This is a genomic window from Streptomonospora sediminis, from assembly GCF_054778995.1.
Genome location: NZ_BAAGYZ010000021.1, coordinates 220,567 through 232,702, shown reverse-complemented (window position 1 = coordinate 232,702; position 12,136 = coordinate 220,567). Strand labels below are relative to the sequence as shown.

The following is a 12,136-nucleotide window of genomic DNA, read 5'->3' as shown; positions in this document are numbered from 1 at the left end:
ACCGGGTGTCCGGCTCCGGCCAGGGCCCGGTGCACGGACGGACCCGCCGACGGTCGCCCGCAGGCGGCGGGGCGGGCGACGCACCGACCCTGCAGAAATGCCCGATTATCAAAGCTGAGACCGTCATTTCTGCATGATCGCCGACGGCTACACCTGAACACGGCTTAGCGGCGCAGTACCCACTGCAAGGCGCGGAGGGAGCGGCCGCCGAGGCTGGTCGAGTCCGGCTCCTGGGCGTGGACCACCTCGCAGCGGGTGAACAGGGCGGCCAGGTGTGCGGGGTCGTGATGGCGGAACACGCCGCCGTCGGGGTTTTGGAAGACGCCGCGGACCGGGTGGGGTGAGGCGGCGTAGGCCGCGCGGTAGTGCTCGCTGTCCTGCATCGGGTAATCGCAGAGGAACACCAGGCCGCCGGGCGCGCACAGGCGTTCGACCTCGGCGGCGACGGCGCGCTGGTCGGCGTCGCCGGGGATGACCGCCAGCACCGACACGAGCAGGACCGCGTCGAACGCCCCGTCCGGGTGGGGCAGCGGCAGGTCCGGGACGTGCTCCAGCACCAGATCGGGCGACTCGCGGCGGCCGCGGGCGATCAGTGCCGCCGACGGGTCGGCGCCGCGGGTGTTGCGGTAGCCGGCGTCGACGAGTTCGCGCACCGCCCGGCCGTAGCCGCACCCGAAGTCGAGGATGCGCGCGTGCGGCGCGAGGCGTGCGGCGACCAGGTCCGTGGGGACCGGGTGGGTGAACGCTTTGGCGGCCCCAGGGCCCTCCCAGTACGCCGCGGTCATGGGCGGCCCCTTCCCTTGCGTCGCGGGCGCCGGTACCCGGTGCGTCCGTGCGGCTCAAAGCGGTGCGCGCGCCGATGCCGACCGCCGAGCGGCGTGTCGGGCCGCACCGCGCCCGCCGGCACGACTATGCCATCGGCGGGCCGGGCCGCCCACCCCCCGGCGGCAGCGCGCCGGGGCCGGCCGCCGCATTGCAGCCCCCGCTGCCTGCGGCGGAGGGCGGGCACGGCCCTGGGCCGGTCAGCAGGGGTGGAGCCTGCTGGACATCGAACCGGCGAGCGAAGGGGATCGTTGCCGAACGGGTCCGCTCCGTAGCTTTGGTTGTGCCGCGGTTGAGGGGGCGGAAAAGCCCCCCAGGCACTCGCCGAAACCGCCGGCGGAACCCGATTCACCGGCCCCGGAAGAAAGTCCGGGAGTCCGGAAAAGAAAGGCAGGGCACCATGTCCGACCCGTACCGCTTCGACGCCAGAGCACAAGCCCCGCAGCCCGCGCAGTCCGCCCAGACCCCCTACGACCCGCCGCGCGGCGGCGAAGGCGGCGGCGCCGGCGGTGTCTGGGTTATCCGCGCCATCCTCTGGGCCGTGTTCGCCATCTGCCTGGCCCTCAACGGCGCCGGATCGATCATCGGCCTGCCCATGGTCGTCGACGCCATCTTCGGCGCGGGCGCGCTCGCCAGCGTGATCGCGCTGGCCGTGCACTACCGGAAGGCGCGGAAGTGACCGGCTCCCTGTTCCGCACCAAGAAGGCCGCGCCGCCGGCGGTCCCGCAGGACCCCGGCGCCGCAGGCACCGACCACGCGGTCGTCCTCAGCGACGTGCGCCGCAGCTACACCGACGGGCAGGGCCGGGTGACCGCGCTGGGCGGGGTATCGCTGCGGGTGCCCCGCGGCACCTTCCTCGCCGTCATGGGGCCGTCGGGCTCGGGCAAGTCCACCATGCTCAACTGCGCCTGCGGCCTCGACCGGCCGACCTCGGGCACGGTGGTGGTCGGCGGCGCCGACATCGGCGCCCTCAAGGAACCGGCGCTGACCCGGTTCCGGCGCGAGCGGGTCGGGTTCGTGTTCCAGTCCTACAACCTGCTGCCGACCCTGACCGCCGAGGACAACATCACCCTGCCGCTGCGCCTGTCCGGGCGCAGCCCCGACCACGGGTGGCTGCGCGACCTCGTGGACCGGGTGGGCATCGCCGACCGGCTCCAGCACCACCCCACCGAGCTGTCCGGCGGACAGCAGCAGCGGGTCGCCATTGTGCGGGCCCTGGCCACCCGCCCCGATGTCGTCTTCGCCGACGAGCCCACCGGCGCGCTCGACGCCGAAGGCGCCGACCGGATCCTGCGGCTGCTGCGGGACATCGTCGACGACCTCGGCCAGTCCGTCGTCATGGTCACCCACGACCCCAAGGCGGCAGCCCGCGCCCACGCGACCGCCGTCATGGCCGACGGGCTGATCGCCGACGTACTGCAGGAGCCCCGGCCCGCCGACCTCGCCGAGCGGCTCGCCTCACTCGGAGGGAACTGACCCGATGCCCCCGACCACATCCGCCCAGCCGCGTCCGCACCCCCAGGACAGCGCCGGCCCGCCCCCGACCGGAAGTGCGCCGCGAGCCGGCCGCACGACCCTGCCGCTCGCGCTGAAGCTGACGCGCAAGCGCCTCAGCGGGCTCGTCGCCGTCGCGCTGGCCGTCGCGGGCGGCGCCGCCTTCATCACCGCCGGCGGGGTGCTCGCCGAAACCGGGCTGCGCTCGCACCTGCCCGCCGAGCGCATGCCGGGAGCCGAAGTGGTCGTTGCGGCACCGCAGACCCTGGACCAGCGCGAGGACATCGATCCCGCCCTGCCCGAGCGGGCGCAGCTGCCCGGCGGGCTCGTCGGCCAACTGGGCGGGCTGCCCGGCGCCGGCGCGGCAGTCGGCGACATCGGGTTCCCCGCCGCCGTGGCCACCGGCGACGGCACCGCCTCCGGCCCTGACCCCCGCACCGCGGGCCGCGGCTGGTCGGCCGCCACCGGGCTCGGCGGCGACGTGGCGGGCGCGGCGCCGCAAGGGCCCGCCCAGGTCGCCCTGGACGCCGAAACGGCGCGCGCCGCCGACGCCGAGGTCGGCGACGAACTGCGCATCACCGCCGCGGGGCGCACCGGCCAATACGACCTGACCGCCGTGGTGACGGGCTCCGGCCCCGGGATCTTCTTCGGCGACGCCGCCGCAGCCGACCTCAAGGCGCGCGCGGTCGGCGGACAGGAAGCCGGCGTCGACCTGATCGGCCTGAGTACCGCGGGCGGCACGTCGGCGACCGAACTCGCCGACGCGGTCCGCGCCGAAGTGGCCAAGGGCGACACCGGCGCCGTGGTGCGCACCGGTGACGCCCGCGGCGACGCCGAGGTGCCGGCCGCATCCGCCGGCAACTCCACGCTGCTGGCGATCGCCGGCTCGCTCAGCGGGACGGTGCTGATCATCGTCGGGTTCGCGGTCGCCGGCGCCGTCTCGATCTCCGTTGCCGCGCAGCGCCGGGACCTGGCGCTGCTGCGGATCGTGGGCGCCACCCCGCGCCGGATCCGCCGCCTGGTCGCCGCACCCAACCTGGCCGCCACGGCCGCCGCCCTGCCGCTGGGGATCGCGGGCGGGTACCTGCTGGCCGTGCGCCTGCACGACCTGCTCGCCGGGCTCGGCATCGTCCCCGAGCAGCTCCCGGTCAGCTTCTCCCCGCTGCCCGCGCTGGCCGCGGTCCTCCTGCTGCCCGCCACCGTGTGGCTGGCAGCCCTCGCCGCCTCGGCACCGATCGCCGCCGCGCCCCCCCACCACCGCGCTGGCCGACGCGCGGGTGCAGGTCAAGCCGCCGCGGCAGGGACGCGCCGTCGCGGGTGCGGCACTGATGGCGGGCTCGCTGGTGCTGGGCGCCACACCGCTGTTCATCGACTCGCGGATGGGCATGGTCGGCACGGCGACCGCCAGCATGCTGGCCGTCATCGGCCTGGCCTTGGCCGGACCCGCCCTGGTGCGGGCGGTCACCGGAGCCATCGCGCGCCGGCTGCCTGCGCGCACCTCGACGCTGACCTGGCTGGCAGTGCACAACCTGCACGGCCACGCCTACCGCGTCGCGGGCGCCGTGGCGTCGCTGGCGATGGCGGTGGCCTTCACCCTCGGCTACGCCTACGCCCAGACCACGCCCGTTGCCGCCGCGGCGATGCAGCAGTCCGAAGGGGCGCTCGCCCAGTACCAGGTGAGCGCGCCCGGCCTCGGCGGCGTGCCCGAGGAGGCCGTCGCAGCGGTCCGCGACGCACCGGGGGTCGCCGCGGCCGTGGCGAGCACCCCGACGTCGGTGGTCTGGAGCCACCGGATGTTCGCCAACGACTTCGACACCTACGAGGTGCTTTCCGCCGGTGCGATCGGCCCCGGCGCCGCCCAAGCGATCGATCCCGAGGCCACCGCCGGCGGGCTGGACCGGCTCGACGGCGACACGGTCGCCCTCAGCGCCTCCTACGCCCGCCAGCGCGAGGTCGGAGTGGGCGATACCGCCGAGTTCCGTATGGGCGACGGGGCGCGCGTCAGCGCCGAAGTCGTCGCGCTCTACGAACGCGACCTGGGTTTCGGGCAGGTGCTGGTCGCAGACGACCTCGCGTCCGGCCACGTTACCGGCGGCCTGCCCGCCACCCTGCTCGTCCGGGCACAACCCGGGCAGGAGTCGGCAGTGGGCGACGCTCTGGACACGGTGGCCGCCGAGCACCCCGGGCTGCGTGTCGGCCCCGCCGCCGGATCGCAGGGCGCGTCGTCGGGGTCGGCCGAACTGCCCGCCGACGCCATCCTCAACTTCGTGGTGCTCTCCGCGCTGCTGGGCTACATGCTGATGTCGGTCGCCAACCGGCTGGCGGCCCAGACCCTGCAGCGGGGCGGCGAGGTGGCGTCGCTGCGCTCGATCGGGATGACGCCGGCCCAGGTGCGCGCGCTGCTGCGCCGCGAGTCCGCGATGCTGGCGGTCGGCGCGATCGCGGCCGGAGCCGTCGCTGTGGTGGTTCCGCTGGTGATGGCGGGAATCGGGTTCCTCGGCCGGCCGTGGCCCGGCGGCCCGGTGTGGCTGCTGCCCGCCGCCGCTGGGGTGGTCGCGCTGCTGGCCTGGCTGAGCGTGGAAATCCCGGCCCGTCGGCTGGTTGCGGCCGAGGCGCAGCGCCGCTGAGGCACAGTGCCGCTGAGGTGGAGCGCCGGTGCCGCTGAGGCGGAACCGTGCGAGTGCGGCCGGGGCGCGCGTGCCCCCGGCCGCACTCGTGTGCGGAGCCCGCTGCGCCCAGCCGAGCGCAAGAGGCCAAGAGCGCAAGGGGTGTTCACCCGCCGGTTCCCAACATCCGGCGCGGTCAACCGCCCAGGTACGCCAGCACCGCGCGGACCCGGCGGTGCCCGGTGTCGTCGGAGGTCAGGTCCAGCTTGGTGAAAATGCGCCCGATGTGCTTGTGCACCGCCCCGTCGGTCACCACGAGCCGCTCGGCGATCTCGGTGTTGCCGAGCCCTTCGGCCATCAGCGCCAGCACCTCCTGCTCGCGCGTGGTCAGCCGGGCCAGCGGCCGTTCCTTGCGGGTCAGCAGCTGGCTGACCACTTCGGGATCCATCGCGGTGCCGCCCCCGGCGACCCGGGTCAGCGCCTCCAGGAACTCGCCGACGCGGGCCACCCGGTCCTTGAGCAGGTAGCCGACACCGCGCGCGCCGCCGGTGAACAGCTCGGAGGCATAGACCTCCTCGACGTACTGCGAGAACACCAGCACCGGCAGGCCGGGCCGGGCGCGGCGCGCCTCGATCGACGCCCGCAGGCCCTCGTCGCGGTAGCCGGGCGGCAGCCGCACATCGGCGATGACCACGTCAGGGGCGTGTTCGTCCACGGCCTCGATCAGGCCTTCGGCATCTCCCAGCACGGTTGCCACCTCGTGCCCGGAAGTGCTCAGCAGCAGCTTCAATCCTTCGGCGAGGATGGTGTTGTCCTCGACGATCACGACTCGCACGGCAGCTCCACAGTGATCACGGTCGGCCCCCCAACGGGGCTGACAACAGAAGTCGTTCCATCCAGCGCCGCCACCCGGCGCCGGATGCCGCTGAGACCGCTGCCGCCCTCGGCGTCCGCGCCGCCGACACCGTCGTCGGAGATCTCCACCTGCAGGGTCGGCCCGGCGCGCTCGACGCGCAGTTCCGCGGCATCCGCCTGCGCGTGCTTGGCCGCGTTGGTGAGCGCCTCGGCGATGACGAAGTAGGCGGCGGCCTGCACCGACGCGGGAACCTCGCCCAACTCGCCCACTTTGGCGGTGGTCGGCACCGGGCAGCGGGCGGCCAGCGCCGAGACGGAGCCGTCCAGGCCGCGGTCGGCCAGGATCGGCGGGTACATGGTGCGGATGACGTCGCGGAGTTCGGTCATGGCCTCTTCGGCGCGGCCGCGGATCTGGCCGACGATCTCGGCGGCCTTTTCCGGGTCGGTGGCCATCAACTGCTCGGCCACGCCCGCGCGCATGGCCAGCTCCACCAGCCGCGCCTGCGTGCCGTCGTGCAGGTCGCGCTCGATCCGGCGCAGCTCGGCGCCGTGGGCGTGCAGCGCTTCAGCGCGGGTGGTCGACAGCTCCTCCACCCGTTCGCTGAGGCGTGCCGCCCGCAGCTCCGCGGACGACGGGGAGAGGGCGCGCTCCAGCAGCCAGGAGTAGCCGTCGGCCAGGGAGGGCGTGCCCCACAGGAACACCGCCGAGTACGCGATGATCTCGGTGAAACCACCGAGGAGCGCGAACGACCAGGTGTAGGTCTCGATGCCGAGGAACGTCGGTGCGACCGGTGCGGCCCACCACACCGCCATCTCGATGAGGGTGCTCGGCGGACCCGCCGCCGCCGACACGCCGATCAGGCCGGCAGCCAGGCCGACCAGGCCGTGCAGGAGCAGGCCGCGCAGCGAGCGCCAGGTCTGCGGATCGCGGAGCTGCTCGCGCAACCCCGCGGAACCTTCGGGTCCGGGTGTATGGGCGAGCCCGAGCCGGTCGCAGGCGCGGCGGCGCTCCCACTCGCCCCACCGCCGGATGAGTTGCAGCATCCGGGGCAGCGCCAGGTATCCGATGCCGAGCGGGATGAGCACGACAGTGGTGAGCAGGAATGGGAGCGCCACCAGCGCCATCAGGCTTGTCGGCAGCCCCACCAGCAGGTAGCCGGTGGCACGGCCGCCCTTCATCACCTGTTTGGCGTTCATGGCGCAGTAACCTCCCCAACCGGACCCTTACCGCGCGCATTGTCTCGAATACGGCAGAGTGCGGCAGTGGAGTTTACTGGACAATCCGCGCGCGCAGCTCCCCGCGCAGGTCGGCGCTTAAGCCGCGCAGACGGCCCCGGCCGCCCGGCGGCACCACTGTGCACGCCGGGTTAGCGCGCAGGAGCGGGCGGCGCCGGGCGCGGGCTCAGGGCGCAGAAGGCGGGGTCAGCAGCGGTGCGGGCTGGTGCGCTCGGATTCGCCGTGCCACCAGTGCTCGCTACCGGACCCGGCTGCCGACAGCGGGGTCCGCTCGGTGGCGGTGGGCGGTGCGGAACGGGGCGCCGCGGACCCGTCCGCATCGCCGGCCCCATCGGCCCCCGCGAACGGTTTCATCAGGTCGCCGGTGGTGTGCACGACCCCGTTGGCGATCGTCATCCGCACGTTTGCCACCGCCGCGATGTCCTCCAGCGGATCGCCCTCGACCAGGGCGAGGTCGGCCAGCTTGCCGCGCTCGACCGTACCGAGGTCCGCATCCAGCCCGAGCCACCCTGCGGCGGTCGATGTGGTCGCCGTCAGCGCCGCGTGCGGGGTGAACCCGTACTTCACCAGCGCACGCAGGTTCTGGTGCAGGCTCACCGCGATGTTGTCCAGCGGCGCATCGGTGCCGCTGATGACCAGCCCGCCGCGCCGGTGCACGGTGTGCAGCAGCTCCACATTGGCCGGGAGCGCTTTGCGCGCCAGCCTGGGCCGCGGCTCGTCGGAGCCGGCGGCATCGGCCTTGGCCACCAGTTCGCGGTACTCCCACTCGGGGAACAGGCGGCGGGTGCGTTCGTCCTCGACCAGGGAGCGGTCGTCGGCGTAGAGCGCGGCGGAGGTGAACAGGGTCGGGGTGATCGACATGCCCGAGGCGGCGAACAGCTTGGTGACGTCCTCGTAGGCGCGGCCGAGCTCGCTCACCGTGCGCGAGTAGCCCAACCGGTTGGTCGCCCCCGTGTGTTCCATCCCGTCCATGCCCAGGTGCACGGCCGGGTACAGGTAGTGCGAGGTCAGCGGCAGGTCCACGGCATGGGCGCGTTCGACCGCGAGGTGCTGGGCGCTGACGGGTAGCCGAACGTAGGTCTTCACCAGGTCGTAGTCCAGTTCGAAGACGCGCTCCAGTTCCAGCTCCACCTCGTCGGGGCCGGTGGTGGGCCGCATGAAGTTGTAGTAGACCCGGCTGCCGTCGATCGCCTCGCCGGTGGCCAGGTAGCGCGGACCGGTGGTGCGGCCCGCGTCCAGCGCTTCGCGGGTCTCCAGCATCTGGTACGCGGGGTCGCCGGGGGAGCGGGTGGTGGTGACCCCGTAGGCCAGCCACAGCGGGCCCTGCCGCGCGCCCCAGAAGCGGCCGCGCAGGTGCCAGTGGTTGTGCGCGTCGATCAGCCCCGGCATGGCGGTCAGGTGCGCGGCGTCGATCACCTTTGCCCCGTTGTCGCCGGTGCGGTCGCGGCGCGTCTCGACGGCGGTGATCCGGTTGCCCTCGATGACGATGTCCACGTCGCGGCGCAGCCGGTCGGCGCGGCCGTCCCACACCGCGCCGGCCTGCACGATCACCCGGTCGGTGGATCGGGGCCGCTTCCAGCTGAGGTCGACGGCGATGGTTTCGGTGTCACCGCCGCCGCGGCCGATCCGGCGCAGCCGGCCGTTGGCGAGGTAGAGCAGGCTCGCGGAGTCGCCGCTCCAACTGGGGGCATCGGTGGGCTCTGCGGTGAGCCGCCGCGGCTCGCCGGTGAAGCGCCCGGTCCCGTCGACGGGGACCGTCCACAGCACGCTCTCCATGACGAAGGCGAGGTGGCGGCCGTCGGGTGACCAGACGGGGCCGTCGTCGCCGCGGGTGGACAGCGACTTGTACGGCGCGGGTTCGGCGTAGCGGGTCGCGCCGGACTCCAGGTCGACGGTGAGGATCTGGCTGGTGCCCTCGCGGAAGCGCTGCGAGCGGGGCTTGACCGCGGCCAGCGCGAGCGTCCTGCCCGACGGCGACCAGGTGGCGCGGCCCGGCTGGAACAGCGCGGGCAGCACCTGGCGGGCCGCGTTGGTTTCGGTGTCGTACACCCAGGTGGCGCCGTCCTGGTCCTGGTAGGCGATCCGTCTGCCGTCCGGCGCCCAGCGGGGCGCGACCTGGGCGCCGTCGAGCGAGGTGAGGCGCTTGGATTCGCCGGAGCCGGTGTCGTAGCGCCACAGCGCGGGGCTGCCCGACCGGTCGCTGGAGTAGACCAGGGCGGTGCCGTCGGGGTGCCAGTCGGGGTCGGAGTTGAAGTAGCCGTCGTCGGCGACCGCGCGGGGTTTGCCGCCGATCGGCATGATCCACAGTGCGCCCAGTGCGCGGAACGCCACGTCGCGGCCGTTGGGTGCGAGCACCGGCGAGGCGATGCCGCGCACCGGGTGCTCGGCGGTGTCGTCGATGTCGCGGCGAGCGGGGCGCGGTCGGCGCTTCAGATAGGGGGCGGTGGTGCGGAAGGGAACGTCGCGGGTGGCGGGCTTGCCGGAGTTGCCGGGCTTGCCTGGCTTGCCGGAGTCGGTGGAGCTGTCGGAGCTGTCGGAGCCACCGGAATCGCCGGAGCCGCCGGAATCACCGGCGCCGAGCGTGCGCCGGCGAATACGGCCATCGGCGGTGTAGAGCACCCGGTCTTCGGCGGTCCAGGTCACGACGCCGAGGAAGACGTCCTCGCCGCCGCTCACCGGTTCGCCGTCGACGACCAGTCGGCAGGTATCCGCGTGCAACCGCACATGGGCGAGCCTGCCGCCGGGGCCCGGCGCCGGTGCGTGGACGGTGGTGTGCTCGCGGGCCGGGACCAGCTCCTTGCCGGCGCCGCCGCCGATCGCGGTCGACCGGATGCTGGTCCCTGCGGAGGTGTGCACGATGCGGTCGCCTTCGGGAGACCACGCGGGCTCGCCCTCGTCGGTGTCGGCGCCGGTGTCGGTGACCCGGGTCAGCTCGCCGGTGTTGAGGTCGTGCAGATGGATGTCGTAGCCGGTACCGCTGCGGTCACTGGCGAGCGCGATGCGCTTGCCGTCGGGGGAGAACGCGGGTTCGCGGTGGTCGTGCGGGCCGCTGGTGAGGCGGCGCGGCTCGCCGTCGGGGAGGTCCAGGACGTAGATGTGGAAGTTGCCTTCGCGGTAGCCCTGGAAGGTCAGGCGCCCGGAATCGGGGCTGAACCGCGGCCGGGTGGCATCGGTGCGGTCGCCGGTGAGCCTGCGCGCGGTGCCGCCCGCGGCGGGCACCAGCCAGATCGCGTTGTAGAGGTCGAACGCGACCCACTTGCCGTCGGGCGAGGCGGCCGCGGAGATGTTGGTGCCCTCGGTGACGGTCACCTCGCCATCCCCGGACCGCCCGGCGGCCGCCGCCACCGGCACCGGATCGGCCAGCCACAACGCACCTCCGGCGGCGGTGGCCTTGCCGCCCGTTTCGAACAGATCCCGCCGAGTGATCGCCCCACCGGCCCGGGCGGCGGCGGGGACGTCGGAGGCGTCGGGGGCGTCGGCGGGGGCCTTAGCAGGGTCAGAGGGGTTGCCGGGGTTGAGGGGATCGAGGGGAGAAGTGTCCATGCCGGCCTCAACTGCTCCGTAGGGTGCTGCACCGGTTACGATCCGGGACTTTGTATACCGTCCCCGGTGCTTGAGGCAACCCCCGCACGCCCGAACATCGGATGTTCCCGGTTGGGTACTGCTTTCTTGTTTTGGCGGCATCCGCCCAATTTTCCGGCGCCTGCATTGCCCTGACACAACGAAAAGCCCGCCCTATCCTGAAGACGCGAACCAACGGATAGGACGGGCTATGAAAAACGATACCCCCGTGAACACCACCGCTGATACCTCAATCGGTGACCGGGTCGCCGAACTCCGCAACCGCCGTGGACTCACTCAGGAGCAGTTGGCCGACCGTGCCGGGCTCAGTGTCAACCTCATCCGCAAGATTGAGCAGAACCGCGGCGGCGCCCGCATGGAGTCCTACCATGCAATAGCACGCGCCATGGGCGTCATCACCCTCATGTTCGCAGTCCCCGGTTCTCCCGCCCCGCAGCCATCCAGTAACCAGGACCATGCCCTCGCCGGAATCAGGGCGGCGGTCAATCCGCCGGCCGGGATGCGCGGCCCACTCCTCGCCATGGGCATGGACACTCCTGACCTTGCCATGCTCACCCAGGCCACCCGCCGGCTCGCCACCCATTACAAGAACGACGAATACGACTCCGTCGCCCACCTCGCTCCTGCCGTAGTGCGGTCCGCTCACCTCCACGTCGACGCACTCGATGGTGACCAGGAAGCCGCGGCGCGGCGATTGCGTTCCGACGCGTTGGGTGTCGCGGGCCGGTATCTCATCCAGATTCGCGAGCACGATCTCGCCCTGGTGGCTTCGCGGGACGCGTTGCAGGACGCGTTGGCGGTCGGCGACACGTCGCGGGCGGCTCGGGCGATCTCCGCGCAAGCGTGGGCGCTGTTGCGCCAGGGCAGGTTCTCCGAGGTCGAGGACTTGTGCTCGCATTCAGCGGACGAAGTCGAACCCGCCAAAATCACCAAAGCGAGCCCCGACGAGTTGGCGGCGTGGGGGTGGCTGCTGCTGCGCGCATCAGCGGCGGCGGCCCGTAACAACCGCCCGCAGGAAGCTGCGACATTCTTCGGGTACGCGACCTCGGCGGCTGCCCCGATCGATCGCGAGGTGGAGAACTCGGTCGGGCAGACGTTCGGCCGGTTGACAGTCGCAATGAAGGGACCGGAGAACGCCCTGGTGGCCGACCGGCCGGATAAGGCGTTGGAGCTGGCGGCGAAACTTCCCCGCGATACAGGGGATGTGATGCGGTCGGACTGGCACCGGCACAGGATCGACAAGGCGAACGCCCACACGAAAATGGGCAACACGGATAAAGCCGAGACAATCCTTCAGAACCTGCGGCAAGAGGCACCGGACTGGTTGCGTTACCAGCAGTCGGCACGCGAAACCACTGAAGATCTGCTTGACGGGATGCGGAAACCGTCCCAGAGTCAACGCGACCTTGCGGATTTCCTTGGGGTTCCTCTTTAGGTGATACGAGGTGTACTAGTTCCGGTCGGGGCGTGGAAAAAGTGCCACGCCCCGATTCTTCTTTCTCTGGGTATTGGAAAGTAGCGTCACCACCACGACAGTCGAG

8 protein-coding genes and 1 pseudogene are annotated in these 12,136 nt (G+C 72.7%); 5 read left to right on the top strand and 4 right to left on the bottom strand.

From position 1 onward, the window contains the following. Positions 1-164: 164 nt before the first annotated feature. Positions 165-785 carry a class I SAM-dependent methyltransferase gene (locus tag ACYVD5_RS06555; protein ID WP_461000006.1) on the bottom strand — a complete coding sequence of 207 codons (621 nt, stop codon included), beginning with the start codon at positions 783-785 and terminating at the stop codon, positions 165-167. Positions 786-1,222: 437 nt separating this feature from the next. On the opposite strand from ACYVD5_RS06555, the gene ACYVD5_RS06550 reads away from it, so the two are divergent. The 4 genes and pseudogenes from ACYVD5_RS06550 to ACYVD5_RS06535 all read left to right on the top strand — a co-directional run bounded on the left by ACYVD5_RS06550 (position 1,223) and on the right by ACYVD5_RS06535 (position 4,943). Further along, positions 1,223-1,501 (top strand): hypothetical protein, encoded by a 279-nt coding sequence (locus ACYVD5_RS06550; protein ID WP_461000005.1) that lies wholly within the window; start codon positions 1,223-1,225, stop codon positions 1,499-1,501. Beyond that, on the top strand, positions 1,498-2,298 hold the full coding sequence (locus ACYVD5_RS06545) for an ABC transporter ATP-binding protein (RefSeq protein WP_461000004.1): 801 nt from the start codon (positions 1,498-1,500) through the stop codon (positions 2,296-2,298). Before ACYVD5_RS06550 ends, ACYVD5_RS06545 begins: the two co-directional genes overlap by 4 nt. Positions 2,299-2,302: 4 nt before the next feature. Beyond that, a pseudogene (locus ACYVD5_RS06540) lies at positions 2,303-3,505 on the top strand (ABC transporter permease); the annotation flags it as partial. Between the two features lie 139 nt (positions 3,506-3,644). After that, complete coding sequence (locus ACYVD5_RS06535) at positions 3,645-4,943, top strand: FtsX-like permease family protein (RefSeq protein ID WP_461000003.1); 1,299 nt, start codon at positions 3,645-3,647, stop codon at positions 4,941-4,943. A gap of 175 nt (positions 4,944-5,118) precedes the next feature. On the opposite strand, the gene ACYVD5_RS06530 is transcribed toward ACYVD5_RS06535, so the two are convergent. The 3 genes from ACYVD5_RS06530 to ACYVD5_RS06520 all read right to left on the bottom strand — a co-directional run bounded on the left by ACYVD5_RS06530 (position 5,119) and on the right by ACYVD5_RS06520 (position 10,556). Next, positions 5,119-5,757, bottom strand: a complete 639-nt coding sequence (locus ACYVD5_RS06530) for a response regulator (protein WP_461000002.1) — start codon at positions 5,755-5,757, stop codon at positions 5,119-5,121. Further along, on the bottom strand, positions 5,745-6,974 hold the full coding sequence (locus tag ACYVD5_RS06525; protein WP_461000001.1) for a sensor histidine kinase: 1,230 nt from the start codon (positions 6,972-6,974) through the stop codon (positions 5,745-5,747). The genes ACYVD5_RS06530 and ACYVD5_RS06525 overlap by 13 nt, the downstream gene beginning before the upstream one ends. A 225-nt stretch (positions 6,975-7,199) precedes the next feature. Continuing rightward, entirely contained in the window at positions 7,200-10,556 is a 3,357-nt protein-coding gene (locus ACYVD5_RS06520; protein ID WP_461000000.1) for an amidohydrolase family protein, read from the bottom strand. 229 nt (positions 10,557-10,785) lie between these two features. On the opposite strand from ACYVD5_RS06520, the gene ACYVD5_RS06515 reads away from it, so the two are divergent. After that, complete coding sequence (locus ACYVD5_RS06515; RefSeq protein WP_460999999.1) at positions 10,786-12,030, top strand: helix-turn-helix domain-containing protein; 1,245 nt, start codon at positions 10,786-10,788, stop codon at positions 12,028-12,030. Positions 12,031-12,136 lie beyond the last annotated feature (106 nt).